27 protein-coding genes, 1 tRNA gene and 1 pseudogene are annotated in these 24,141 nt (G+C 74.8%); 15 read left to right on the forward strand and 14 right to left on the reverse strand.

Annotation, left to right across the window (positions count from 1 at the left end; genetic code table 11):
* Positions 1-138 precede the first annotated feature (138 nt).
* Positions 139-639, forward strand: a complete 501-nt coding sequence (locus BMW27_RS10175) for a DUF5994 family protein (protein WP_091443343.1) — start codon at positions 139-141, stop codon at positions 637-639.
* Positions 640-834: 195 nt separating this feature from the next.
* Positions 835-1,818, forward strand: a complete 984-nt coding sequence (locus BMW27_RS10180) for an NAD-dependent epimerase/dehydratase family protein (RefSeq protein ID WP_091443346.1) — start codon at positions 835-837, stop codon at positions 1,816-1,818.
* A 323-nt stretch (positions 1,819-2,141) separates the two neighbouring features.
* Here the strand turns inward: BMW27_RS10180 and BMW27_RS10185 are convergent, their stop codons facing one another.
* Both BMW27_RS10185 and BMW27_RS10190 read right to left on the reverse strand, forming a co-directional pair.
* Positions 2,142-3,143 carry a sulfite exporter TauE/SafE family protein gene (locus BMW27_RS10185; protein ID WP_091443348.1) on the reverse strand — a complete coding sequence of 334 codons (1,002 nt, stop codon included), beginning with the start codon at positions 3,141-3,143 and terminating at the stop codon, positions 2,142-2,144.
* 242 nt (positions 3,144-3,385) lie between these two features.
* Positions 3,386-3,931, reverse strand: a complete 546-nt coding sequence (locus tag BMW27_RS10190) for a sigma-70 family RNA polymerase sigma factor (RefSeq protein WP_091443351.1) — start codon at positions 3,929-3,931, stop codon at positions 3,386-3,388.
* A gap of 86 nt (positions 3,932-4,017) precedes the next feature.
* On the opposite strand from BMW27_RS10190, the gene BMW27_RS10195 reads away from it, so the two are divergent.
* From BMW27_RS10195 to BMW27_RS10215, 5 genes are read left to right on the forward strand one after another with little or no spacing between them, the layout of a single operon-like run.
* The gene (locus BMW27_RS10195; protein ID WP_091443353.1) at positions 4,018-4,665 is read left to right on the forward strand and encodes a zf-HC2 domain-containing protein; all 648 of its coding nucleotides are present in this window, start codon (positions 4,018-4,020) and stop codon (positions 4,663-4,665) included.
* The gene (locus BMW27_RS10200; protein WP_091443356.1) at positions 4,662-6,440 is read left to right on the forward strand and encodes a copper resistance CopC family protein; all 1,779 of its coding nucleotides are present in this window, start codon (positions 4,662-4,664) and stop codon (positions 6,438-6,440) included. The genes BMW27_RS10195 and BMW27_RS10200 overlap by 4 nt, the downstream gene beginning before the upstream one ends.
* Before the next feature lie 42 nt (positions 6,441-6,482).
* On the forward strand, positions 6,483-7,217 hold the full coding sequence (locus BMW27_RS10205) for a YcnI family protein (RefSeq protein ID WP_091443359.1): 735 nt from the start codon (positions 6,483-6,485) through the stop codon (positions 7,215-7,217).
* A complete protein-coding gene (locus tag BMW27_RS10210) occupies positions 7,214-7,876 on the forward strand; it encodes an SCO family protein (RefSeq protein WP_091444229.1) in 663 nt (220 codons plus the stop codon). Before BMW27_RS10205 ends, BMW27_RS10210 begins: the two co-directional genes overlap by 4 nt.
* On the forward strand, positions 7,873-8,979 hold the full coding sequence (locus tag BMW27_RS10215) for a hypothetical protein (protein ID WP_091443362.1): 1,107 nt from the start codon (positions 7,873-7,875) through the stop codon (positions 8,977-8,979). Before BMW27_RS10210 ends, BMW27_RS10215 begins: the two co-directional genes overlap by 4 nt.
* On the opposite strand, the gene BMW27_RS10220 is transcribed toward BMW27_RS10215, so the two are convergent.
* The 4 genes from BMW27_RS10220 to BMW27_RS10235 are packed head-to-tail and all read right to left on the reverse strand — an operon-like array spanning position 8,960 to position 13,218.
* On the reverse strand, positions 8,960-9,760 hold the full coding sequence (locus BMW27_RS10220) for a phosphocholine cytidylyltransferase family protein (RefSeq protein WP_091443366.1): 801 nt from the start codon (positions 9,758-9,760) through the stop codon (positions 8,960-8,962). The two genes, BMW27_RS10215 and BMW27_RS10220, sit on opposite strands and share 20 nt — an antisense overlap.
* Positions 9,750-10,868 carry a CDP-glycerol glycerophosphotransferase family protein gene (locus BMW27_RS10225; protein ID WP_091443369.1) on the reverse strand — a complete coding sequence of 373 codons (1,119 nt, stop codon included), beginning with the start codon at positions 10,866-10,868 and terminating at the stop codon, positions 9,750-9,752. Before BMW27_RS10225 ends, BMW27_RS10220 begins: the two co-directional genes overlap by 11 nt.
* A complete protein-coding gene (locus BMW27_RS10230; RefSeq protein ID WP_217638110.1) occupies positions 10,865-11,680 on the reverse strand; it encodes an HAD family hydrolase in 816 nt (271 codons plus the stop codon). The genes BMW27_RS10225 and BMW27_RS10230 overlap by 4 nt, the downstream gene beginning before the upstream one ends.
* A gap of 11 nt (positions 11,681-11,691) precedes the next feature.
* Positions 11,692-13,218: a mannitol dehydrogenase family protein gene (locus BMW27_RS10235; RefSeq protein WP_245743464.1), complete on the reverse strand. Its 1,527-nt coding sequence runs from the start codon at positions 13,216-13,218 to the stop codon at positions 11,692-11,694.
* A 591-nt stretch (positions 13,219-13,809) separates the two neighbouring features.
* On the opposite strand from BMW27_RS10235, the gene BMW27_RS10240 reads away from it, so the two are divergent.
* The 3 genes and pseudogenes from BMW27_RS10240 to BMW27_RS24575 form a co-directional block, all read left to right on the forward strand.
* A complete protein-coding gene (locus BMW27_RS10240; protein ID WP_245743465.1) occupies positions 13,810-14,448 on the forward strand; it encodes a M23 family metallopeptidase in 639 nt (212 codons plus the stop codon).
* An 82-nt stretch (positions 14,449-14,530) separates the two neighbouring features.
* Positions 14,531-14,603: transfer RNA gene (locus tag BMW27_RS10245), tRNA-Ala, on the forward strand.
* Between the two features lie 168 nt (positions 14,604-14,771).
* Positions 14,772-14,922 (forward strand): annotated as a pseudogene (locus tag BMW27_RS24575) (IS256 family transposase); the annotation flags it as partial.
* 574 nt (positions 14,923-15,496) lie between these two features.
* On the opposite strand, the gene BMW27_RS23685 reads toward BMW27_RS24575, so the two are convergent.
* On the reverse strand, positions 15,497-15,700 hold the full coding sequence (locus tag BMW27_RS23685; protein ID WP_217638111.1) for a fatty acid desaturase family protein: 204 nt from the start codon (positions 15,698-15,700) through the stop codon (positions 15,497-15,499).
* A gap of 29 nt (positions 15,701-15,729) precedes the next feature.
* Here BMW27_RS23685 and BMW27_RS10260 point away from each other — a divergent pair, with 29 nt between their 5' ends.
* Positions 15,730-15,969 (forward strand): hypothetical protein, encoded by a 240-nt coding sequence (locus tag BMW27_RS10260; protein WP_139206870.1) that lies wholly within the window; start codon positions 15,730-15,732, stop codon positions 15,967-15,969.
* A 250-nt stretch (positions 15,970-16,219) separates the two neighbouring features.
* Here BMW27_RS10260 and BMW27_RS24580 read toward each other — a convergent pair whose 3' ends face one another.
* Both BMW27_RS24580 and BMW27_RS10265 read right to left on the reverse strand, forming a co-directional pair.
* The gene (locus BMW27_RS24580; RefSeq protein WP_217638112.1) at positions 16,220-16,441 is read right to left on the reverse strand and encodes an RGCVC family protein; all 222 of its coding nucleotides are present in this window, start codon (positions 16,439-16,441) and stop codon (positions 16,220-16,222) included.
* 165 nt (positions 16,442-16,606) lie between these two features.
* Positions 16,607-17,584, reverse strand: a complete 978-nt coding sequence (locus tag BMW27_RS10265; RefSeq protein ID WP_245743466.1) for a YihY/virulence factor BrkB family protein — start codon at positions 17,582-17,584, stop codon at positions 16,607-16,609.
* Between the two features lie 99 nt (positions 17,585-17,683).
* On the opposite strand from BMW27_RS10265, the gene BMW27_RS23355 reads away from it, so the two are divergent.
* Both BMW27_RS23355 and BMW27_RS10275 read left to right on the forward strand, forming a co-directional pair.
* Entirely contained in the window at positions 17,684-18,157 is a 474-nt protein-coding gene (locus tag BMW27_RS23355) for a hypothetical protein (protein ID WP_175486465.1), read from the forward strand.
* A gap of 416 nt (positions 18,158-18,573) precedes the next feature.
* Positions 18,574-19,176, forward strand: a complete 603-nt coding sequence (locus BMW27_RS10275; RefSeq protein ID WP_091443392.1) for an acetate uptake transporter — start codon at positions 18,574-18,576, stop codon at positions 19,174-19,176.
* A 276-nt stretch (positions 19,177-19,452) separates the two neighbouring features.
* On the opposite strand, the gene BMW27_RS10280 is transcribed toward BMW27_RS10275, so the two are convergent.
* The 3 genes from BMW27_RS10280 to BMW27_RS23360 form a co-directional block, all read right to left on the reverse strand.
* Positions 19,453-20,262, reverse strand: a complete 810-nt coding sequence (locus tag BMW27_RS10280; RefSeq protein ID WP_139206871.1) for an MEDS domain-containing protein — start codon at positions 20,260-20,262, stop codon at positions 19,453-19,455.
* Entirely contained in the window at positions 20,259-21,023 is a 765-nt protein-coding gene (locus BMW27_RS10285; protein ID WP_175486466.1) for a GAF and ANTAR domain-containing protein, read from the reverse strand. Before BMW27_RS10285 ends, BMW27_RS10280 begins: the two co-directional genes overlap by 4 nt.
* Positions 21,024-21,175: 152 nt before the next feature.
* Positions 21,176-21,556: a hypothetical protein gene (locus BMW27_RS23360; protein WP_175486467.1), complete on the reverse strand. Its 381-nt coding sequence runs from the start codon at positions 21,554-21,556 to the stop codon at positions 21,176-21,178.
* Between the two features lie 106 nt (positions 21,557-21,662).
* On the opposite strand from BMW27_RS23360, the gene BMW27_RS10290 reads away from it, so the two are divergent.
* The gene (locus tag BMW27_RS10290) at positions 21,663-22,625 is read left to right on the forward strand and encodes a bile acid:sodium symporter family protein (protein WP_091443403.1); all 963 of its coding nucleotides are present in this window, start codon (positions 21,663-21,665) and stop codon (positions 22,623-22,625) included.
* 19 nt (positions 22,626-22,644) lie between these two features.
* Here the strand turns inward: BMW27_RS10290 and BMW27_RS10295 are convergent, their stop codons facing one another.
* Both BMW27_RS10295 and BMW27_RS10300 read right to left on the reverse strand, forming a co-directional pair.
* Positions 22,645-22,992, reverse strand: coding sequence for a hypothetical protein (locus tag BMW27_RS10295; RefSeq protein WP_245743467.1), 348 nt, complete (start codon positions 22,990-22,992; stop codon positions 22,645-22,647).
* A gap of 114 nt (positions 22,993-23,106) precedes the next feature.
* On the reverse strand, positions 23,107-23,400 hold the full coding sequence (locus BMW27_RS10300; protein ID WP_091443409.1) for a flagellar FlbD family protein: 294 nt from the start codon (positions 23,398-23,400) through the stop codon (positions 23,107-23,109).
* 146 nt (positions 23,401-23,546) lie between these two features.
* Here BMW27_RS10300 and BMW27_RS10305 point away from each other — a divergent pair, with 146 nt between their 5' ends.
* Entirely contained in the window at positions 23,547-24,077 is a 531-nt protein-coding gene (locus BMW27_RS10305; protein WP_217638113.1) for a class I SAM-dependent methyltransferase, read from the forward strand.
* The last annotated feature ends 64 nt before the right edge of the window (positions 24,078-24,141 follow it).

Consider the following 24,141-nt stretch of genomic DNA (forward strand, 5'->3'; position numbering starts at 1 on the left):
TCCATGACCCGGGGTGACGGCGGGCCGAGGAACGCCGACCCGCCCACGACACGCTCACCGGGACCAGCCCCCTCGGCTGCCTAGGTTCTCCTCGGGGCCGTGTAGGCGGGCCCGGGGATCGACGAGGGGGCGACGCTGATGAGGACCACCCGGCACACGCTGGCGGCCGAGGGGCACCGCGGCGGGATCGACGTCCGGGTGAGCCTGCGCAGCGACGCGGGGTCCGGCGAGCAGGCCTTCGACGGGGCCTGGTTCCCGCGCAGCCGCGACCTCGCCGTCGAGCTGCCGGAGCTGGTCGCCGCGTTGAACAAGCGGGGCCTGCGCATCGAGCGCTTCACCTACCCCCTCGACGCCTGGTCCCCGGCGCCGCGCAAGGTCGTCGTCGGCGGGCGGGTGGTGCGCACCGGCGGCTTCCGCAGCATGGACGACGGTGTGGTCTGCCTGACCTGGGCCGGCGGCATGCGGCGCGCCGATCTGCTCGTCGTCCCCCCGGAGACCGACGTCATCACCGGCGCCCGGGCGCTGCGGCTGTGCACCCGCCGCGGCCTGCCGCGCTCGCCGCAGATGGTGCTGGCCGCCGCCCGCTCCACCCCGCTGCCGCAGGTCCCGGCCGGTTCGCCCTACGACCGGGCGGTCTGACGAAGGACCACCCTTCTCCCCACGCCTCGCAGGCTCGGCGCGGGGCCCTGGAGGGGTGGCCGTTCCGGTCTGTCACCGTGGGAGGATCCCGTCCCCTCATCCCTCGCAGGCTCGGGACGAGCCGCTGGACGGAGCCTGCTGCGCCGGGAGTGAACCGGCTGGACGGCGGGGGGCGGCTGGGCTGTGGTGGCGGGCATGAGACTGCTCGTGCTCGGCGGCACCCACTTCCTCGGCCGGCACGTGGTGGGGGCGGCCCTCGACCGCGGCCACGAGGTGGCGACCTTCACCCGGGGCGTCTCCGGGGCGCCGCCGGCCGGCGTGCGGGCGCTGCACGGCGACCGGGACGACCCCGCCGCGCTGCCGGCCGCGCTCGAGGGCTGGCTGCCCGAGACCGTCGTGGACACCTCCTGCCAGACCCGCGCGGCCGCCCGCAACGCCGCCGCCGTGCTGAGCGGCGTCCGCGGGTACGCCTTCGTCAGCAGCCTCAACGCCTACGCGAACTGGCCGCCGGGCCCGATCGGCCCCGAGGACGGCGAGCCGACCTGGGAGACCGACGACGACGAGTACGGGCCGGTCAAGGCGTACGCCGAGCGTGAGATCGGGGCTGCGGTGCCGGGCCGCTTCCTCACCGCGCGGGCGGGGCTGATCGCCGGTCCGGACGACCGGGTGGACCGGCTCGGCTGGTGGCTGCGGCGGGTGGCACGCGGCGGGCGCGTCGTCGTCCCGGCCGAGGGGTGGGACCAGCCGATCGCCGCCGTCGACGTCCGCGACCTCGCCGGGTGGCTGGTGGCGATGGCCGAGCAGGGCGTCTCCGGCGCGGTGAACGCCACCGGCCCGACCGGCATGACCACCCTCGGTGGCCTGCTCGACCTCTGCCGGGAGGCCACGGGTGGCGACGCGGAGTGGGCACCGGTGCCGGAGGCCGACCTGCTCGCGGCCGGGGTCGAGCCGTGGGCGCACCTGCCGCTGTGGCTGCCGGCCGAGGTGGCCCGCACCGCCTGGGACGTCGACACGACGCGGGCGCGCGAGCTCGGGCTGCCCAGCCGGCCGCTGGAGCGGACCGTGGCCGACACCTGGGCCTGGCTGCAGGGCGTCGAGGAGTTGCCGCCGCCGCCGCACGGCCTGTCGCATCCCGGACTGCCCGCTGACCTCGAGTCCGCGCTGCTGGCGGGGCGGTGACCAGGTGAGCTGGTCCCGAGGGCTCCTGGCTCGGCACCGGACGTGGGTCAGGACCCTCGACGGTGGGCCAGGACAGCGAGGGGCCCCGCCCAGCACCGGCCGGACGGGGCCCCTCGTGCGTCGAGCTGCGCCCCCCCTGCCGGGCCCCGCCGCGAGCCTGGTGACGTACTGGCACGGCCCCCTGCAGGGCCCTGCCGCGAGCCTGGTGACGTACTGGCACGGCCCCCTGCAGGGCCCTGCCGCGAGCCTGGTGACGTACTGGCACGGCCCCCTGCAGGGCCCCGCCGCGAGCTCGCGAGCGGTGGGGGGCAGGGGGTCCTTTGTCAGTCGCGCGGGTCGATGGGCCGGCCCGCCGTGACGTCGCGCCGCAGGTCGGCGGCGTCCGCGCCGTCGGCCGGGAGCTCGATCTCGTCGTGCGTCCGCGCCGCCTCGGCGGCCAGGGCGTCGGCGGACTCCAGCGCGCGGTCCTTGCGGTACTCGCGGAAGGAGTGGACGACGGCCGCGGCCCAGATCGCGTAGATCACCGCGTAGACCGCGTAGCGGACGGGGTCGGAGGCGTCGATCCAGTCGCTGCGCAGCAGGGTGCGGGTGTTGGTCAGCACGATCATGCCGCCGACCAGCGAGCCGAGCATCCGCGGCGGGACGTGCCGCACGAGCCACGCGGCGAGCGGCGCGGCGACGAGCCCACCGGCGAGCAGCCCGAGCGCCCAGGTGGCGTCGACGCCCTGGGAGCCCAGCGCGACGAGGAAGCCGAGGCTCGCGGCCACGGCGATCAGGAACTCGGAGGTGTCGATCGAGCCGATGACCTTGCGCGGTTCCATCCGCCCGCTGGCCAGCAGGGCCGGGGTGCCCACCGGGCCCCAGCCGCCGCCGCCGGTCGCGTCGACGAAGCCGGCCACGAGGCCGAGCGGACCGAGGAAGCGCTTGCGGACCGGCTTGCCCAGGTGCCGCCGGTCGATCCCCCGGAGGGTGAAGCGCACGAGCAGGTAGACGCCGAGCGACACCAGGATCAGCGACATGACCGGGGCGGCGACCTCGGTCGAGAGGCTGGAGAGCACGTTCGCACCGATGAAGGCGCCGACCGCACCGGGGACGCCGACCTTGGCGACGACCTTCCAGTCGACGTTGCCGAACTTCCAGTGCGCGAGGCCGGACATCAGGCTGGTGCCGATCTCGGCGAAGTGCACGGTGGCCGACGCGGCGGCCGGGTTGGTGCCGATGGCGAGCAGCAGCGTGGTCGACGTCACGCCGTAGGCCATGCCGAGGCTGCCGTCCACGAGTTGCGCACCGAGGCCCACGAGGGCGAGGAGGACGAGGGTCTTCACGGGCTGGTCTCCGGATCCGGGAGGTCCGCGGGCGCGCGGGCAGGCGCGGTGCAGCGCGGGGGAGGAGCGAGGGGTGCGCGGAGCGCGGGGGTCAGCAGCCCGGACAGCGGGCGGTGCAGACGCGGAGCAGGTCGACGTGGATCCGCCCCACGAGGAGCACCGTCGTCGCCGCCACGGGTGCAATGTCTACCAGGTCGATGCATTAATGCCCAAAGCACGTCCCGGAGCGTGGGACGGCGGGGTCAGGCGTGCGCGTGGACCGCCTCGTCGCCCAGGGTCTCGACCAGGTCGGCCCGGGCGCGCGCCACCCGCGACCGGATGGTGCCCACCGGGCAGCCGGCGACCTCGGCGGCCTCCGCGTAGGGCAGCCCCAGCAGCTGGGTGAGCACGAAGGCCTCGCGGCGGTCGGGGGAGAGCCGGGCCAGCAGGTCGGCGACCGCGGCACCCTCGCCCACCCGGTCCGCGTCGTCCCCGGCGCCGAGGGCCTCGAGGTCGGCGTCCTCCCGCACGAGGGTGAGCCGGCGGCGCCGGCGGGACCGGACGGCGTCGGCGCACACCCGCCGGGCGATCGACAGCAGCCAGGTGCGCAGCGAGGAGCGGCCCTCGAAGCGGTGCAGGGACCCGAACGCGCGCAGGTAGGTCTCCTGCGTCAGGTCGTCGGCGGACTGCCGGTCCCCGAGGGCCGCGCACAGCCGCCAGACGTCGGACTGGGTGGCACGCACCAGGGCCGCCGCGGCGAGGGGGTCGCCGTCGACGGCGGCAGCCGCCAGCCGCTCCAGGTCGTCCACGTGTCCCATCCTCCCCGCTCGACCGCCCTCGGGGCGTCACCCGAAACGAGGGGAACCAACCGGCCCTGGCGGACGACCACCCCATCATGCAGTGCACCCCGTACCGCGAGGCGGTCTCCGCCCGGCTCGACGGCGAGTCGCCCGGCCTGCCCCCCGGCGAGCTGGACGCGCACCTCGCCGCGTGTCCCGGCTGCGCGGCATGGGTCCGGCAGGCCGAGCTGGTCACCCGCCGCGCCCGGCTGGCCCCCGCGCCTGCTGTGCCGGATCTCACGGCGACGGTCCTGGCCGCGCTGCCGCGCGAGCTGCCCGGCACGGCGGCGGCCGCCCGCGCCCGGCTGGCCACCGCCGCGCTGCGGCTGGCCCTGCTCGCCGTCGGCGTCGCACAGGCGGCGCTCGCCTGGCCGTCGCTCGTCGCCGGGACCGGCGCCATGAGCGCGCCGGTGCACATGGCCCACGAGAGCGGTGCCTGGAACCTCGGCATCGCCGCCGCCTTCCTCGCCGTGGCCGCCGGCCCCCGGCTGGCCGCGGGGGCGCTGCCCTTCCTCGGCACGGTCGCCGTGCTGCTGGCCGTCCTGACCGTCGCCGACCTGCGGGCCGGGCACGTGGCCGCCGACCGGGCTGCCGCCCACCTGGTGCTGCTCGCCGGGGTCGCGCTGGTGGGCAGCGTCGCCTGGCGGGGACGCCGGCGCCGCTCCGCCCTGCCCGCGGTGCGCCGTGAGCGGGTGCCGGCATGAGCCGGCCCGCCCCCGGGGCGCTGCTGCTCCTGCTGGCCTTGCTCGGCCTGTGGCTCGGGGCCGGGGTGGCGGCCGCGCCGCCCGCCGCCGCGCACGCCGAGCTGGTGTCGACCGACCCAGGCGAGGGTGCCCGGCTCGAGGAGGCGCCCGCCCAGGTCACACTGACCTTCACCGAGGGCGTCTCGCTCGGCGCCGGCTACACCCGCGTGCTCGACGCCTCGGGGGAGCGGGTCGACACCGGGTCGGCGACGGTCGAGGGCGACCGCGTCCTCGTCCCGCTGCGCAGCGACCTGCCCGACGACGGCTACCTCGTCACCTACCGGGTGGTCTCGGCCGACTCGCACCCCATCTCCGGCGCCTTCTCCTTCGTCGTGGGCGACGGCGAGCTCGTGCCCACAGACGCCGCCGCGGGCGCGGGCGACACCGACCCCGTGGTCGGAGCGGCGCTGCCGGCGGCCCGCTGGCTGGGCTTCGCCGGGCTGTCGCTCGCGATCGGTGTGCCGGTGCTGCTGCTGGTCGCCTGGCCCGCGGGCTGGGCCTCCGCGCGGCTGCGCCGCATGGTCACCGGCGGGCTGGCCGCCGTGGCCGCGGGCGCCGCGCTGTCCTTCCTGCTGCAGGGGCCCTACGCCGCCGGCAGCGGGCTGGGCTCGGTCGCCGACCCGGCGCTGCTGGCCGCCACCGCCGACTCGGCCAACGGGGTCGCCCACCTGCTGCGGATCGTCCTCGTGGCCGCGCTGGCGGTCGTGCTGCGGTCGGTGTGGCGGCGGGGGAGCCCGTCGGTCCCCGACGCAGTCGTCGGGGGCGCCCTCGCCGCCGCCCTCGTCGGCACGGTCGCCGCCGTCGGTCACCCGGTCGCCGGGCCGCTCCCGGCCCTGGCGGTGGCCGCGGCCGCGGTGCACGTCGCCGCGATGGTCGTCTGGCTGGGCGGGCTCGCCGGGCTGCTCGGCGGGGTCCTGCGCGAGGAGGCCCCCGCGGACGACCTGGCCCGGGCCCTCCCGCCATTCTCCCGGCTGGCCGCCGGCTCGGTCACCGCGCTCGTGGTCACCGGCGTCGTCCAGTCGGTGCGCGAGGTCGGCTCACCGGCCGCCCTGGTGACGACGACCTACGGCTGGGTGCTGCTGACCAAGCTGGCCCTGGTCCTCCTGCTGCTGGCCGCGGCCGGTGTCTCCCGGGTGTGGGTGCAGCAGCACCTCGGCGTCCGGCGGTCGCGGCCCGCGCCGCGCCGCCGGGTCACCGCGCACGCGTTCGCCGCGACCGAGCCGGAGCCGGCGGTCACCTCGGCCGCCGGGGCCCGCGCCGAGGTGCAGGCCGCCGCGGCAGCGGCCGAGCGGCCCGCGCTGCGCCGCTCGGTGCTGGTCGAGCTCGCCGTCGGGCTCGTCGTCCTCGCGCTGTCGGCCGTGCTCGTCGGTACCCCGCCGGCGCGCGCGGAGGTCGCCCAGCCGGTGGACGTGACGCTGCCGGTGCAGACCGCGGCGGGGGAGGACGGCAGCGTGCAGGTGTCGGTGGACCCGGCCGCCGCCGGCCCGAACACCTTGCACGTCTACCTGCTCGACGGGCAGGGCCAGTTCACCCAGCCCGTCGACATCCGGGTGACGCTCACCGAGCCGGCGCAGCAGATCGGCCCGATCGACGTCGCCCTGGAGCCCGCCGGACCCGGCCACTACGTCGGGGACGGCATGGCGATCCCCGGCGCCGGGACCTGGACCCTCGCCGTCACGGTCCGGCTCGACGAGTTCACCGCCGGCACCGCCAGCACCACCTTCCCGGTGCGCTGACCCCGTCCGACCACCCGCTCCACCCGATCCCACAGGAGAACCGTGTCCTCATCCCTGCCCCGACCGCTCGCGCGGCTCGGCGTCGTCGCCGTCGCCCTGCTCGCGGCGCTGGCCACCGCGCTCGCCGGAGCGGGCGTCGCGTCGGCGCACGTCAGCGTCTCCTCGGCCGACGCCACCGCCGGCGGCTTCGGCAAGCTGACCTTCCGCGTGCCCAACGAGAGCGACACCGCCAGCACCGTGGCGCTGCGCATCTCGATCCCGGAGGAGTCCGCGATGGCCTCGCTCCGGGTGCAGCCGGTGCCCGGCTGGACGGTCACCACGACCAGCGCGGACCTGCAGACGCCGCTGGAGAGCCACGGCGAGCAGGTCACCACCTACGTGTCGGTCGTCGAGTTCCGCGCGGTCGACGGCGGCGGCATCCGGCCCGGCGAGTTCCAGGAGTTCGCGCTGTCCGGCGGGCCGTTCCCCGACAGCGACCAGCTGTCCTTCCCGGCGGTGCAGAGCTACAGCGACGGCACCGAGGCGGCGTGGATCGAGCCGACCGTCGCGGGCCAGGCCGAGCCCGAGCGGCCCGCGCCGGTGCTGACGCTGACCGCTCCCGCCGGCGCCACGACTCCCACGACCACGGCGACCGACACGGCGGGGGCGACCAGCACCGGCCACGGCGACGCGGGCCCCGGCGCGCTGGCGCTCTTCACGGCCATCCTCGCGCTGCTGACCGGTGTGGCCGGCGTCGTCCTGGGATGGCGCGCGGGCCGTCGTACCGTGTCCTCGTGAGTCTGTTCCCCCGCAGCCGGCTGGCCGTCCTGACCGTCTCGGCCGGGCTCGTGCTGGCCGGCTGCGGTGGCGGCGCCGCCGACGAGGACACCGCCGCCGGGGGCCACGACGGCCACGGCGCCGTCGCGCAGGTCGAGGGGCCCGAGGACCGCTACGCCGGGCTGGACCTGCCCGACCCGTACCAGCGGCCGTCGTTCACCCTCAGCGGCCCCGGCGGGCAGCCCTACGACTTCGCCGCGGAGACCGGCGGCAAGCCGACGCTGCTGTTCTTCGGCTTCACCAACTGCCCCGACGTCTGCCCGGCCACGATGGCCGACGTCGCCGTCGCGCTGCGCGGGGTCGACCCGGCGCTGGCCGAGCAGGTGCAGGTGGTCTTCGTCACCACCGACCCGGCGTTCGACACCCCCGAGGTGCTCGCCGAGTACCTCGGCCGCTTCGACGCCGACCTGCCCACCCGCTTCGTCGGGCTGACCGGCGACCAGGCCGCGATCGACCAGGCGCAGCTGGCCGCCGGGGTGCCGCAGGCCGAGGACAACGGCCGGCTGCACTCCTCGCTGCTGCTGCTGTACGGCGCCGACGACCTCGCCCACGTGGCCTTCGACGCGGGCAACACCAGCCGCGACATCGCGGGGGACCTCGGCCTGGTGGCCGGGGCGTGAGCCGCGCGGCGGCCCGCCTGCTGGTCGTCGTCCTCGGGGCCCTGGCCGGCCTGCTGCTCGCCGGTCCTGCGCAGGCGCATGTCGGCGGCGGGGCGGCCGGCAGCGACTTCGACGCGCGCGTGCTCGCGGTCGAGCCGGCGCTGCCCGGGGTCGCGGTGCGGGTGCTGTCCTTCGGCGACGAGTTCGAGGTGGTCAACCCGACCGCGACCGACGTGGAGGTGCCCGGCTACTCCGACGAGCCGTACCTGCGCATCGGCCCGGACGGCGTGTGGCGCAACGCGAACAGCCCGGCCACCTACATCAACCTCGACCGGTTCGGCCGCACGATGCTGCCGCCGCACGCCGACCCCGACGCCGAGCCGGAGTGGGTCCAGGTCTCGACCGAGCCGGGCTACGTCTGGCACGACCACCGGACGCACTGGATGAGCGAGGGCGTGCTGCCGCCCGCGGTGGCCGCCGACCCGACCCGCGAGCACCTGGTGTCTGCGTGGGTGGTGCCGCTGGCCCACGGCGGCACCGAGGTGCAGGTGCGCGGGGAGCTGACCTGGCGCCCGCCGCCCCCGGCCTGGGCGGTCTGGCCGGTCTACGTCGTCCTGGCGCTGGCCCCGGTCGCCGCGGCGCTGGTCGCGCCGGGCCCTCGGCTGCTGGGGGCGCTGCTGCTGGTCGGCGGGAGTGCCGCGGCGTACCACGCGGCGACCACGCCGGAGCCCGCGGCGAGCGTGTCCTCGCACGCGGGCGCGCTCGTCTCGGCGCTGCTGCCCGGGCTGCTCGCCCTCGCCGTCGCGGTCGCCGGACTGGTCGCCGCGGTGCGGGGCCGTGGTGGGCTGACCGCACTGCTGGCCGTCGTCCTCGGGTGGCTGCTGCTCGTGCAGGGGCTGCCCGACGTCGACGTGCTGTGGACGGCGAACGTGCTGGCCGAGGGGCCGGTGCTGCTGGCCCGTGCGGCCGTCGCGGTGCTCGTGGCGCTCGGCGCCGGCTGCGTCGTGGGCGGACTGGTCGCCACCCGCCGCTTCCGTGAGAGGCCGGACCGGCCGGCCGACGGGTTCCTGCTGCGCAGGTGGGACTCGCCGGCCGGCCCGGGTGCTACGCCGGGTCGCCGGTGACCGGCTGCAGGTGGCTGCGCTCGGCGAACATCGCGTTCGCCCGCTCCAGGTCGGCCTCGAAGTCCACCTCGACGGCCGCGTGCTGCGAGATGTCCAGCGGACGGACGCGCAGCCCCGCCGAGGCGATCGCGGTCTCGATGCCGCGCTCGAAGTAGTCCTGCTCCGCGCAGGTCGCCAGGTGCTCGATCAGCACCGGCTTGTCGGCGGCGCAGACGTGGTTGATGCCGACCGCCTCGCCGAGGCCCCCGACCACGGTCTTGGACAGCTCCTGGATCCAGCCCTCGGCGTCGACGGTGTACTTGACCTCCTCGTCGGCGACGGTGGAGGTGTCGACGCAGACGAAGCTCTCGTCGGCCCGCAGCGCCGGCAGGGCGGTCTCGATCACCGCCGGGTCGAAGACGACGTCGCCGTTGAGCCACAGCACGCCGCCGTCGCGGGTGGTCCGCAGGGCGCGCAGCAGGCTCTGGGAGGTGTTGGTGACCCGGTAGTCGGGGTTGTAGGCGAAGCGCACGTCCGGGACCGCCCGCATGACCCGCTCGGCCTCGAACCCGACGACCACGGTGATGTCGACCGTGGGGCCGAGCACCGAGCGCAGTCCGTCGAGCTGGCGCTGCAGGATGCTGCGCCCGTCGTGCAGCGGGGTCAGCGGCTTGGGCCAGGGCCGGCCCAGCCGGGTGCCCATCCCGGCGGCCAGGATGACGACCTGGACGGGTACGTCCAGGGCCGGGGCGGCAGGGGCCGGCCCGGTCAGTTCGGCGGTGGTGGCGCGGTCAGCGAGCACGGTCGTCCCCTCCTCGGGTGGTGGTCCCACCGGCCGGTGCCGGCGGGAAGAGCAGGTCGAGGACGCGCTCGGTGGCGTGCCCGTCCTCCAGGTGGCAGAAGGTCTGCCGGAACTCGGCGTAGCGGGTGGCGTAGCGCTCCCGCACCCCGTCGAGGTCGGCGATGGCGTCGATCAGCTCCGTGCTGGTGGACAGCATCGGCCCGGGGGCGACGTCCTCCAGGTCGAAGTAGAACCCACGCAGCTCGTCGCGGAAGTAGGCCAAGTCGTAGGTAAGGAACAGCATCGGCCGGCCGGTGATGGCGAAGTCGAACATCGTCGAGGAGTAGTCGGTGACCATGGCGTCGGCGGCCAGGTACAGGTCCCGGATGTCTGGGTGGCTGCAGACGTCGTGCACCGGAGAGCCGGCCACGACCTCCAGCCGGTCCATGACCATGTTGTGCAGCCGGAGCAGCAGCACGTGGTCCTTCCCGAGCCGGGCGGTGAAGTCCTCGAGGTCGACGGGGAACTCGAAGTCCTGCGGCCCGGTCTTCTTGAACACCAGGTCGTCGCGCCAGGTGGGCGTGTAGAGGACGACGGTCTGGTCGTCGGGGATGCCGAGGTCGGCGCGGACGGCGGCCCGGACGGCGTCCCGCTGGGGGCTGCTGAGCAGGTCGTTGCGCGGGTAGCCGGTCTCGTGGATCTCCCCGCGGTAGCCGAAGGCGTTGCGCAGCCGGGGGGTGCTGGCCGCGTTCGGCGACAGCAGCAGGTCCCACTTCGCGATGTCGTGCTCCAGGTAGGCCAGCCGGCCCTCCGGCGCCCAGCGGACGTCGTTGTGGATCCGCTTGAGCGGGGTGCCGTGCCAGGTCTGCAGGTAGCGGGCGCCGGGCTTCTTCTCCCAGTCCAGCGGGATGTGGTCGTTCGAGACGACCAGGTCCGCCCCCTCCAGCGCCGCGATCGACTCCGGGCTGCCGAAGGTCACCGTGGCGACGTCGTCGGGGAAGGTCGCCTGGGTGTGCGGAGCCGAGAGCCAGGTGTGGGTCGCCTCGACGCCGCGCTGCAGCAGGCCTTCGTAGAGCGCGCGGGGGCTGTCGGAGAAGTGGCCGCGGAAGGCCACGTAGACGATGTTCACCCATCTCCTCCGGTAGGGATCAGGTCGCCGGCGGCCCGGCGGGTGAGCACCGGGAGCAGCAGGTCGGCCAGCTGCCGCCAGGAGTCGACCACGGTGAGCACCCCCGCGTCGAACAGCGCCGCTGAGCGCTCGGCGCGTTCGGCCTCCGGGACGAAGAGCAGATTGCCGACGGTCGGGCAGCCCGCCCGCACCGCGGACAGGGCGCCGGGAACGGAGTCCTCGACCGCCAGCCCGGCCTCGGGGGCGATGCCCAGCTGCTCGCAGGCGTGCAGGTAGACGGCCGGGTCAGGCTTGCTGGTGGGCACCGGCAGCGAGTCCTCGGCGCTGAAGCGCACGGCGGGCGGGATGAGCTCGTCCAGGCCGGTGGCGGTGAAGCAGGCGGCCAGCCGGGTCAGCGCGCTGGAGCTCACGGCGGCCGGCCGCAGGTACGCCGACAGGGCGGTGAGCGCGGCCGTCGTCGGCTCGTGCGGGGCGAGGGTCGCGCCCAGGTGCGCGGTCACGGCCCGTTTCTCCTCCGCCACCCACTGCTCGACGTCGAGGTCCGGGTGCCCGGCCTCGGCCGCCAGCCGGCGCGACGTCGTCCGGAAGTTCATGCCCGTGGTGGCCAGCCGCAGCTCCTCCGGGGTGAACCGGCGGTCCACGCCGAGGTCGGCGAGGAGGCGGTTGGTCACGTCGGCGGAGGCGACGAAGGCCGGTTCCTCGGAGGGGAACAGGTTGCCGTCGGCGTCGCAGAGGAGGACCTCGAGCCGTGCGACGAGCGGCTCGGGGAGGGCGGGCACCGGGGCCGTGCCTCCGGAGGGGGATGTGGTCATGGGGCTCCTGGTCATCGGGACGGGGGGAGGGCCGGGACGCCGAGGGCGGCGGCGACCGCCGCGCGGGCGCCCAGCCGGTCGATGGTCTCGATCGCGCCGGTCAGCGCGGCGACGACGACCGGGTCGTCGCCGAGGTCGCCGAAGACCGCGCGGACGTCGAGCAGCGGCCGCGGGTCGCCGCCGCCGGCCAGCGCCAGGGCGTGGAGCTCGTCGGCGCGCGGGTCCTCCAGCGGCAGCGGGCGGCCGTCGTCGTCCGTGCCGCGCAGGTAGCGGCACCAGCCGGCGACGGCGAGGAGCAGCAGGGGAGCCGGCCGGCCCTCGACCAGCGACTGGCGCAGCGAGGGCAGCAGGTGCTGGGGCAGCTTGGCCGAGCCCCGCCGGCACAGCCGGGACAGCCGGTCGGCGATGGCCGGGTTGGCGAAGCGCTGCAGCAGGGTGCGCTTGTAGTCCGTCAGGTCGACGCCGTCGGGCTGGGGGAGCAGCGGGGTGACCTCGTCGTCCATGAGCCGCTCGACGTACGTGGCGAACACCGGGTCGCCCATCAGCTCGTCCATGCGGTCGTACCCGGCCAGGGAGCCCAGGTGGCCCATTGCCGAGTGGCTCGCGTTGAGCAAGCGGGTCTTCATCAGCTCGTAGTCGCCGACGTCCGGGACGAAGCGGACCCCGACCTGGTCCAGCGGCGGGCGGCCGTTGCTGAAGGTGTCCTCGACGAACCACTGCGAGAACGGCTCGGTGACGACCGGCCAGCGGTCGTCGACGCCGTAGCGGGCGGCGAGGGCGGCGCGCTCCTCGGGCGGGGTCTGCGGGGTGATCCGGTCGACCATGCTGCTGGGGAAGGCCACCCGGTCGGTGATCCAGCGGGCGAGCACCTCGTCGCGCAGCCGGGCGAGGCCGACGACGGAGGCCCGGGTGGCCTCGCCGTTGCGGTGCAGGTTGTCGCAGGAGACGACGGTGAACGGCGCCAGGCCCGCCTGCCGACGCCGGTCGAGGGCCTCCAACAGGTAGCCGAAGACGGTGGCCGGGGCGTGCGGCTCGGCCAGGTCGCGGTGGACGTCGGGGTGGTCGGCGGTGAACGCGCGGGTCTGCGGGTCGAGCAGGTAGCCGCCCGGGGTGATGGTCAGGGTGACCAGGCGGGTGCGCGGGTCGCTCAGCCGGTCGAGGACGGCCGCGGGGGCATCGGGGGCGTAGAGGTAGTCGACCATCACGCCGACCACGCGGGCGCGCTCGCCGTCGGGGCTGCGCTCGACGACGGTGTAGAGGTGGTCCTGCGGGGCGAGGGCGTCCTGCAGGTGCCGCTGCCGCAGGCCGACGCCGACGACGCCCCACCCGGTGGAGATGCGCCGCTCGGCGAGCTCGTCGAAGTAGATGAGCTGGTGGGCACGGGAGAAGCCGCCCACGCTGAGGTGGACGACGGCCGGGGTGAGCGCACCGCGGTCGTAGCTGGGGACGGCGATCCGGGCGCCGTGGCTGTACAGCGTCGCCTGGGTCAGCGGGCGGACCCGCAGCGCCTCCGGCCCGGGGTCCGTCGGGAGGAGCATGGCCGTAGCCAGCGTGCGGGCCGGCGCCTGGGGTCCCGTGATGGGCTCTGCCGTGGTCATGCGGCGTCGGTCCTCCCTCGTGCAGGTCGTTCGGCGACGTCCCCCTCGCGGCGGTCCTCGAGCGGCCCCGGTCTCGTCGGGGGCCGCGCGCGGTGCGGTGATGATCATGACTACACGTGGCAACGAGGTCCGGCCAGTCCGGGGCCGTCCTTCGGTGGCGTGAGCCGCGATGGGCGCTGGGCGTCGCGGCGCGGTTTTTTTCACGCCGGGGCGCGAACGTAGCCGGAGGGAACCCCTTCCAAACAGGATCGCCGTCACGCCCCTTGTGACGTCGGGGACGTGGGGGACATCACGCACGGCGTGTCTTCCAGGACGCGCCGTGCACCGGGTCACGGATCCATCACAGAGTGTTTGGATCGGCGGCGAGCCCTCGAGCCCGGCAACGGGCGTTCTCCCCCACGAACGGGTAGGTGCATGGCCGGTCGGCGTCGCGCTCAGCGCTCCGGGGACCCCCGGGTCCCCGCTCCCTCGCGTGCCCAGCGGTCGGCCTCGGGCCCGCGCCGCGGTCCGCTGCTGCTGACGGCCCTGGTCGTGGGCGGGCTCGTCGCCGGGGTCACCGGCGTCTCGAACGCCTCCGACACCCCGACCGGGCAGACCTCGGTGCTCGCCGCCCAGATGGAACTGGCCACCGCGGGGGACGACGTCGAGACGCTGCCCATGGCCTCGATCAGCGTCGCGGAGGCCGAGGCCCGGCTGGCGGAGGTCGCCGCGTCACGCGCCGAGCGCGCCGCCGCGGAAGCGGCCGCCGCCGAGGCGGCGCGGGAGGCCGCTCGGCCCAAGGCGGTGCTGCCGGTGGACGGCGCCCGGTTCACCAGCGGCTACGGAGGCCGATGGGGCACCTTCCACTACGGCATCGACCTGGCGGCCCCCATGCGGACGCCCGAGTACGCGGCCATGGACGGCGTCGTCCTGCGGGCCGGCTCGGCCAGCGGCTTCGGGCTGGCCGTCTACGTCCTCCACGAGAACGGCGACGTGACCGTCTACGGCCACATGGACTCGATCCTCGTCGAGCCCGGCCAGTACGTGGAGGCCGGCGAGACGATCGCGCTGCTGGGCAACCGTGGCCAGTCCACCGGCCCCCACCTGCACTTCGAGGTGCACGAGGGCGGCATGAACGGCAAGCGGATCGACCCCGTCCCGTGGCTGGCCGCCCGCGGCGTCGAGGTCTGACACGGCGACCCGACCCCCTGCACCGGAGGGCGGCCGGGGCCCTGTAGAGTCGTCCACGGCTCGGACACGACGCACCGGGCACGGGGCTGTGGCGCAGCTGGTAGCGCACCACACTGGCAGTGTGGGGGTCAGGGGTTCGAGTCCCCTCAGCTCCACCCCGACGACTCAGGCCGTTCTCGATCCGGAGAACGGCCTGAGTCGTTCGTGGTGCCATCGTGGTGGCCACCGGCACGGATGCGGTGCAGGTCGATCCCGCAGCGCGCTTGCCCTGCGGTCCGCCCCGCCGCGGCCGAGTGCGGGCACCACGTGGCTGCAGGTGTCCGTTGCCATCGGCCCTGAACCAGTCCGCCCTGCTCGAGGTGCTTCAGGCAGTGGAAGCCGCCGATGTCGACGATCGGATGCGGTCGGCGGCCACCGCCACCTACCAGGCCCCTGATCGAGGCCGGGCTGACCTGCTCCTGCAACGTCTTCCCAGTGCGGCAGGTCGCCGACGCGCCCGACCGCGTGCATGCCAGTCCGCAGACAGTCCGCAACCTGCCCGATCCCGGCCAACTGCACCCGGCTCCACTCAGCAACCAAGGCGCTGGTCAGCGTCCCTTTCCGTTGTCGCCTGACGGCGGCCGAAGAGACGCTCCTCGTGCCGCTGCACCGTCTGACTGTGAGCACCTGCGCTGGTCGGAGGGCGTGGAGGTGCTCGAGTCCGCGGCTGTCCGCACGCAGCCGCTCGGAGGCGCTCCTCGTCCCGTCCTCCGCGGTGGCCGGACGCGGCCGTGGCTGCTCAGCATCGTCGTCGGGTCGGCGTGCCCGAGGACCGCTGGAGCGTGTCGACGTCGCGCCCGGGGGCGATGGGCCCGAAACTGTGGACGTGCCGGAGGTCCTGCAGCTCCGCGCGGCTCAGAGGGCCGCTGCGAGGTTCGGTTCAGCCAGGGGAAGACGTCGGGCTCGTGGCCGGCTGCGGGATGTCGTGGAGGTGCTGGAGTACCTGCCGGTACGAGTCCACCAGACCGTTCCCGACGTAGCGCACGCCCTTCTTCCGCGCAGAAGGCCGCTACCAGTCGCTGGGCGCGCCGCAGGTTGGGCCTCGGCATGCTCGGGAAGAGGTGTGCTCCACCTGGTAGTTCAGACCGCCCAGGAGCAGGTCGACGAAGCGCCCGCCGCGGACGTTCCGGGAGGTGAGCACCTGGCGGCGCAGGTAGTCCCGTTCCTCTTCCGGGGTGAGGGCCGGCATCGCCGCGCCGGTCCGGTGGCTCATCCGGATCCGCGAGTGATGTGCTGGAGGACATGGCGAAGGTGCTGAGGATGGCCGGGACGGACCTCGTGTGGAAACTGGACCACTCCGTCGATCTGACGAGTTGCGCCGAGGAGCTCGTGACGGCTCGGGCGAGCAACCGATCCGTGACGCTCATGGCGCGGTTGCCGGGCCAGAGCGAGTTCGGTCACGTGACCCTGGCGACGGGACAGCTCGCGTGGTGGTCACTCGGCGAGGAGAGCGACCCGAGCGCGATGGGGTGGCGTCAGTGAGTTCCTGAGGGCCCGAACTCCGGGGCGACGAGGAGAGCCTGTCGAGGGAGGGGGCGGGTCCCGGCCGGGAGGCACCAAGAGCGGATGGCCGCGCGTACGGGCAGAACCTGGAGGAAACGCCCGGTCAGGGACGACTGCGGACGTCCGGGCACTGGACGAGGCAGCAGTGGCGGCCGGGCCGGACCGATCTGCTGGACGGTCGGCGCTACCGAGCCGGCGCCACCACCGATAGCACATCGGGACCGCCGGCTCAGGAGGGTCGGCAGATGCAGCCTCGGGCGATGGCGGCCTTGAGGGTGGCGTGGCGGAACCGGGGTCCCAGCGAGTCGTGACGGGCCACCGGGTGCGGACAGGCGGCGCAGTCCGCTCGGTCCAGCGGCTGGGGTGCGCTGTCAGCGAGTTCCTGCATCCGCTCGGCCGGGGATCTGCTGTCGGCGGCGGCCAGTGTGCGTGCCTGTGCAGGGCGGGTCATGACAGCCGCCTGACTCCGCCGTGATGTGGCGGGTAGAGGAAACGTCGGATCCAGCACGGCATCGGAGCGGGGTGCCAGGGGGGACCGCCACCGTCACGCTACGCCTGCCGACCCGCCGAGGCTGCTCGCCCCGGCGCGATCTACTCGTCCGCGCCACGCTCCCGCTCAGTCCTGGCGCGCCGACGACGCGGGACGCTCCACGGTGTAGGCGAGTTGCTCGAGCACCGCGGCGGCGGCCTCGGGGTCGTCGCGCACGGTCCGGCGCAGCTCCGGCGTCCCGGGCCCGGATTTCTCGAGCCGGCCGCGGCGGTCACGCAGCGGCACCGGCCACAGCGCCTGGATGGCGGCGTTCAGCTGTGCCCCCAGGATGATCGCCAGCGCGATGAAGAAGGTGGCCAGCAGGAACGCGATGGGTGCGGCCAGCGCGCCGTACGTGTAGCCGCTACCGGTCAACCAGTCGAGGTAGAGCCGCAGTCCGGTCGACCCGACGAGGAAGACCACCGCGGCGAGCAGAGCTCCCGGCAGCCCGCGGTACCACGGCGGCTTGAGCGGCAGCGCCACCCGGTACAGCGTCGTGAGCGCCAGCAGCAGCACGAGGCCGAGCACCGGGTAGTAGACCGTGTCGAAGGCCGTGCCCACGCCCCGTTGCCAGGAGTCGGGCAGCAGGGGCAGGACCCGCTCCGGCCCGAGCGCGAGGAGCGGCAGGGCGACGATCCCGGTGACGAGGCCGACGAGGTACATGATCATCGACAGGAGTCGTTGCCAGACGAGGTTGCGCACCTCGTACTGGTCGTAGGCGCGGGTGATGGCGTCGACGAACGAGGCCATCGCCGACGAGCCCGACCAGAACGAGAGGACGAACCCGATCGAGATGACCTCCGCACGGGCGGTGCTGAGGATGTCCTCGACGGTCGGGGCGATGATCTCTTCGAGGGCGTTGCGGCTGAACACCCCGGCGGTGAGGTCGATGATCCACTGCTGCACCGCGGCGATGGTGTCGGGCCCGAATGCGCCGCCGACGTAGCCGAGGATGCCGAAGAGTCCGAGGAGCAGCGGCGGCAGCGAGAGCGTCTGCCAGAACGCCGCGGCCGCCGACTCGGTGAAGATGTCGTCGTTCCAGGCGTTGCCCAACGTGCGGCTCATCAAGCGGTGGACGGCGCCCCGCCGTGATGCGGGTGCGGGATCCGTGGCCTCGTCGCCGGTGCCCGTTCCGTCGTTGCGCTCCGCCGGCATCGTCCAAGCATGCAGGTGCGGTCGCCGGCCGGCCGTCATTCCGTTCGCCGGTCGTGGCTGCGGGGCGTGGTCGTCCGCCGGGCCACCACGGAGTCCGCCACCGGTCTGCAGCAGTCGGCACGACGTCCGTCCACCGTCGACGACGCGCGACGTCCATCGACGGCACGGGTGCCCCTGGAGGCCCGGGTACCTGCTCCGACGTCGGTCGCCGACGTCGCCGCCGCCGCTCATGCGTTGGCCGACGTCGTCTTCGCCACTCGCCGGTACACCGACGTGTTCGAGCGGGGACAGCGCACCACACCGTTCTGCCCGGCCGCCGGGATCCAGCGTCGACTGCTGCCGGCCTCCTGCACCTGCGAGGCCGGGCAGCTCGCCCTCGCGGACTGGCTGGAACCGGCGGCGTCAGTGGGCGGTGACACCTCCGACCACACGCTCAACCGGGACGCGCTGCACGTCGCGATCACCGGTGCCGTCGCCGCCTGACACGCCGGAGCTGCCTTGACGCCTCGATGTGACCCCGATCACTGTTGTGCGGGGAGGGCGCAGTCGATGTGAACGGCCACCCAGAGCCAGGTGGAGCAACCAGACGCAGCCCGACGACCGGGACTGCCCGCCACCGGCCGGGGGTGGGAGTGATCACCGCGCTGGATCGGCGGTGCCACGAGACGGCCTCGACCTCGATGGGCCCCGCGGAGGTCGTGGATCGCAGACCACGGACGTCTCGTCAGCTGTGCCGGAGCCGCTCGCGGCGCACGTGCCGGCTGTGCCGCTCCCGGCATCGATCAGGAGGGGGTCCGGCAGTGGCAGTCAACGCAGCACCCGACACCGATACGAGGACCGCACGAGGGGGCAGTGAGTTCCTCGCCGACCTGAGCGACCCGACGGCCGGCCGAGTGGCCATGGCGAGGGAGCTCGCCTCGGAGAACGTGCGGATGATCGCCGACCCTGCGCCCCTGGGTCTCGGCTGCTTCGCGCTGACGACGTTCCTGCTGAGCCTGTTCAACGCAGGACTGTTGCCGGCGGCCGGCGAGCCGATCGTCTTCGGCGTCGCACTCGCCTACGGGGGCGCGATCCAGGTGCTCGCCGGCATGTGGGAGTTCCGGAAGGGCAACGTCTTCGGGGCGACCGCTTTCAGCTCCTACGGCGCCTTCTGGCTGTCGTTCTGGGCGTTCGTCACCTTCTACGCGGCCGACATCCCGGACGCCGATGACCGGGCGACCGTCGTCGGCTGGTACCTCATCAGCTGGGGCATCTTCACGGTGGTCATGTGGGTCGCCTCCCTGCGTACCACCGCGGTGCTGGCCCTGCTCTTCACCCTCCTTGCTGCGACGTTCTTCGTGCTGGGGGCCGGGGACGTGGCGCACAACGAGGGCCTGACCACGTTCGGCGGCTATCTGGGCCTCGTGACCGCTGCCGTCGCCTGGTACGCGTGCCTGGCCGGGGTCAGCGCGTCCACCTTCGGACGGGTGGTGCTGCCGAACCCGCCGCTGTACAGGCTGTGACCCCGTCCGGCGGTCAGCTGATCGACCGCCCGTCGGTCGTCGCAGGCGTGGCTGCGATCGAGCGCATCCCGGGTCGGGCGTCGCAGTGCACGGCAGTCCGTGTCTGCTGCTGGAGCGGCACTCGGAACGGCTGTGGACCTCTACGAACGGGATCACGACGGCCTGGCAGTGCGGGGGGCGGGGGTTCGAGTCCCCTCGGCTCCACCAGGTCGGCGGCCTCGTCCGGACCGGTGGGGGAGACGGACCGGTGCACCGGGGCGGCGGCGCCACCGCCGCTCATGACACCGGTCCCTCGGGGTGCGGCGTCGCCCGGATCCGGACCTCGGCGTCCGGGGAGTCGGCCGCGACGGCGGTGAGCAGCCGGCCGAGCAGCGGGGTGGCGCCGCGGACGGTCAGCCCCGGCGGTGGACCGGCAGCGGCCACCAGGGCGTCGGCGGCGGAGACGTCGAGGACGTGCAGGTCGCTCACGTCCCACACGCGTGAGCCGCCGTCCTGACCTGCGGTGGCAGCCAGCACCGCCCGGAGGGCCTCGGTGTTGCTGCCGTCCAGCTCACCGGTCAGCCGCAGCGCCTCGCCGCGTCGGCTCAGCCGGAACGAGTCGTCGTCGTAGGCGGCGGGCGCGTGCACCCGCTCGTCGTGCAGGGAGTCGAGCGCGGCCTCCCGCTGGGACCCGAGCAGCGAGGAGAGGTAGGGGCACAGCACGGTCAGGGGACGGGTCCGTGCCAGCTCGTCGACGACCGGCTCGAACGGACCGGCCCCGGGCTCGGTGATCGCCCCGCTGAACCGGACGCCGGGGAAGCCGTCGTCCAGGGCCGAGTCCACCGACGCCACGAGCGCGGCCGGGTCGGGAGGGACGGCGCGCAGGGCGGCCCGGCCGCGGTCGGGGCAGGCGCCCAGCTCGACCCCCGCCCGCTGCAGGCGTCGTCGCACGTTCTCGTCGGGGGCGCCCATCCCGGCCAGCAGGACGCAGTCCCCCTGCTGCAGCCCGTCCAGGACGAAGTCCCCGACGACCTCCTCGTGGGCCAGCTCGCTGTCCAGCACCACCCAGCCGTGCTGTCCTCGAGTGGTGGCCTCCGCCGCCGTCATCGGGCGGTACCCGAGCCACCGCGCGGCTGCGGCGTCTCGCCGGTCTCGGTCACCAGTTCGGCCACGTCGCGCAGCCTGCGGTGGGTCTCCTGCGAGGCCCGGGCGAGGATGTCGAAGGCGGCGTCGGCGGTGATCCGGTGGCGCTCCATGAGCACCCCCTTGGCCTGCCCGATGACGTCGCGGCTCTCGAGCCCGCGGTTGAGGTGGACGGCGCGCTGCACGGCGGCCAGGGCCAGCGCGGCGTGCGCGGCCACCGGCTCGAGCAGCCGCCTGCCCGCGCCGGACCAGTCGGCCGGCTCCGGCGCGTAGACCGACAGGGCGCCGAGGACGGCGGTGCCGGTATCCAGCGGCAGGCACACCGCCGACCGGACGCCGTGGTCGCGCGCGGCGTCCCTGAACCGCGGCCACGGGGCGGTGCGCAGGTCGTCGCCGGCGGTGGTCCGGCCGGCCAGCGCCTCCGGCAGCGGGCCCTCGCCGGCGGTCAGCTGCACGGTGTCGAGCCAGGCCCGGGGCCCGGTCGGGTCCGGAGCCGGCAGGGGACGGCGGCCGGGACCGAGGCGGGTGACGGTCACCGAGACACCTGCAGGCAGCAGGACCGCCACCGACCGGGCCACCGACCGGGCGACGGCGTCCTCGTCGGGCTCGGCGTGCCACGCCCGGGCGGCGGAGACCAGCCACGGGGACGGCGCCGCATCAGGCAGCCCGGGGAGTTCCGGGGACCGCGGTGGCGGGGGTGAGAAGGACCTGGTCGCAGACTGCACTGCGAGACCTCCGGACCGGGGCTTCTCCCGGTGAGCTGGGTCGTCCGGTCCGTCTTCTCGAACCGGCGTTGCTTCCTGTCGCTCACGGTACCGCCGGGTCCCGGTGGCTCCCGCAGGCCCGCACCGGTGTCCCCTCGCCCGGCGGTGCGGGGTCAGGAGGGGTCGAACCAGGTGACCCGGTCCGGGTCCGCGGAGAACGGGTTGGCCCACTCCGACGGCGTGCCGGTGATCGGCTGGGCGTCGGTCACGACGACGAACGGCGGGCCCGGGTAGACGGCCAGCACCCGCGTGGACGACGCCAGCGTCTCGGTGCGCTCGACGACCTCCCCGCGGCGCAGCTGCTGCGTCGTCCGCTGCCCGCGCAGCTCCGCACCGACCTCGGCGACCCATCGGGCGCCGTCCTGGAGGAAGGCGATCGCCTGGACGCGCCGTCCCGGGGGAGCGGGCTCGCACCCGGCGAACTCCGCGAGGGCCTCGTAGAGCCGCTCCGCCTGCTCGTCGTCGCTCGCCCGCGGGAGGAAGAAGGCCACCATGCCCGCATCTTCGCCGTCGGCACCGACGACTCCCGGGTGGTGGTGCCCATACCAGTACCGACACTGTGGTTGTCGCTCCCGCAACCCGCTGTGACAGTGGACCCCCGTGGACAGCATCGCCGCCCTGGGCGCGTTCGTCGGGCGCTGGTTCGCCCTCATCGTCGTGGTGGCCGGCGGCACCGCGCTGGCGACGCCGGACACCTTCGCCTCGGGGAGCGCGCTGGTCCCGTACTTCCTGATGGTGGTCATGCTCGGCATGGGGATGACCCTGCGCGGGTCGGACTTCGCGATCGTGGCGCGGCGGCCGTGGGCGCTGCTGCTCGGCGTGGCCGCGCAGTACGTGGTCATGCCCGGGGTGGCCTGGCTGCTGACCCAGGTGTTGAGCCTGCCCCCGGCGATCGCCGCCGGCGTCGTCCTCGTCGGGGCCGCTCCGGGCGGGACGGCGTCCAACGTCATGGTCTACCTGGCCAAGGGGGACACGGCCCTCTCCGTCGCGATGACCTCGGTGTCGACCCTGCTGGCCCCGCTCCTCACGCCGCTGCTGGTCCTGTGGCTGGCGGGGGAGTACCTGCCGGTCGACGCCGGGGGCCTGTTCACCTCGATCGTGCAGATCGTCCTCGTGCCGGTCCTGCTCGGGCTGGTCCTGCGCCTCGTCGTCCCCCGGCTGGTCGAGCGCGTCCTCCCGGCGCTGCCGCTGGTCTCCGTCGTCGGGATCGCCGCCGTCGTGGTGGTCGTCGTCGCCGGCAGCGCGGACACGATCACCTCGGTGGGCTTCGTGGTCGTCCTCGCGGTCGTGCTGCACAACGGTCTCGGCCTGGCCCTCGGGTACGCCATCGCGCGTGCCTGCGGCATGGACGTCTCGGCCCGGCGGGCCATCAGCATCGAGGTCGGCATGCAGAACTCGGGGTTGGCCGCGGGCCTCGCCACGGTGCACTTCAGCCCCGCGGCCGCGCTGCCGGCGGCCGTCTTCTCGGTCTGGCACAACGTGTCCGGGTCGCTGCTGGCCGGCCACTGGGCTCGCCGGGACCCCGCCGCCGATCGCGACGAGGCGCTGGTGCGCGAGCGCTGACGCGGGCGCCCCGGGCGGGTCAGCCCGCGCGCGACGACCGCTGCTCGGTGCGGTGCGTCCGGTTGTGGACCCACAGCACGAGGCAGCGCAGGGCGGCGTAGCCCTCGGCGGAGGCGTAGCCCTGCTCGAAGCGCGCGGCCTCGACCAGCTCGTCGCTGTCGACGCTCCCGCCGGCGGCGAAGCGGTCCAGCACCTCGCCGGACAGCGACGTGCTGCGGAACAGCCGCGCGATGCCGAGCGCCACCGGGTCGGACACGGTGAGGCTGAACGGCGGGTGCTTCAGCGCCGCCCGGCGGTCGAGCAGCTGGGCGACCTCGCTGTACACCTGCACGTCCGTGGCAGGCAGCCCTCGAGCGGCGATCTTCAACGACGTCTCCTCGCTGGTCCGGTGTCCTCCGGGGGAGTGCATCGGCCGCTGCCGGCCGGTGTTGACCCGGGACGGGTGCGCCCCTCCCTCCGGGTGAGGCGACGTCCGGTGCGGTCAGGGCAGCCGGATGGGCACCACGGGCGCCGGCGCGTGCGCCTGCGGCTGGGTCCCCGAGCCGCCGAGGCCCTGCGGGTCGGCGTCCTCACCGCGGTCGAGCACGTAGCAGGCCGCGATCACGCCGGCGCGGTCCTCGACGATCCGTCCGATGACCTGGTCGACGGTCTCGCGGACGCAGTAGGAGCTGCCGTCGGTCGTGATGACGACGGTGTCGTACCCGCCCTCGACCCGTTCGATGTGGTCCGGGTCCAGGCGGCAGCGCTCGCCGGTGCGTCGGGTCAGACCGATCATGGCGGTCCTCCTGCTGAGCGGGGCAGCGGGCCCCGGGGGCTCCCTCGGGAGTGAGGTGCCGGTTCCTTCGACGTGGTGGCTCCCGTGGTTGAGCGCGGGTCCTCGGGCACCCGACCCGTCGGGGTGAGGGACCTACCGTGGGCGGCGTGGGTGCCTCGGCGCGACTCGGCTGGGCCGCCGGTGTGGTGGCGCCGCGACCCGGCGAGCGGGTGTTGGAGGTGGGCTGCGGCCACGGCGTCCTCGTGGCCCTGCTCGCCGAGCGGGCGGGCGAGGTGGTCGGCGTCGACCGCTCACCGACCATGGTCACCGCGGCCGGCCGACGCAACCGCGCGGCGGTCGAGGCCCGCCGGGTCCGGTTGCAGGCGGCAGCCCTGCACGAGGCCGACCTCGGCCCGCACCCCTTCGACGTCGTCGTGTCGTTCAACGTGCGGGCCCTCTGCGACCCGGCTCAGGAGGTGACCTGGGACGTCGTCTCGCGGGTCCTCGCGCCGGCGGGCCGGGTGGTGGTGGCCTCCTCGGTGATGACGCCGGGGGCCGAGGGCGACGTCGTCGCGACCGTCGCCCGGCTGGCCGGCGACCGCGGTCTGGCCGTCGTCGCGGTGCACCGGGGCGCGACGGCGCCGTTCGCGTCCGTCGCGGTCGAGTTGCGCCGTCCCGCCGACGCGGACCGCGGCTGACCTGCTCCTCCGTCCGGGTGAGGGCGGCACCCCGCGCTCAAGACGGCTCGGGCCACCGCCGATC

This window comes from Geodermatophilus poikilotrophus, assembly GCF_900111455.1.
Lineage (GTDB): Bacteria > Actinomycetota > Actinomycetes > Mycobacteriales > Geodermatophilaceae > Geodermatophilus > Geodermatophilus poikilotrophus.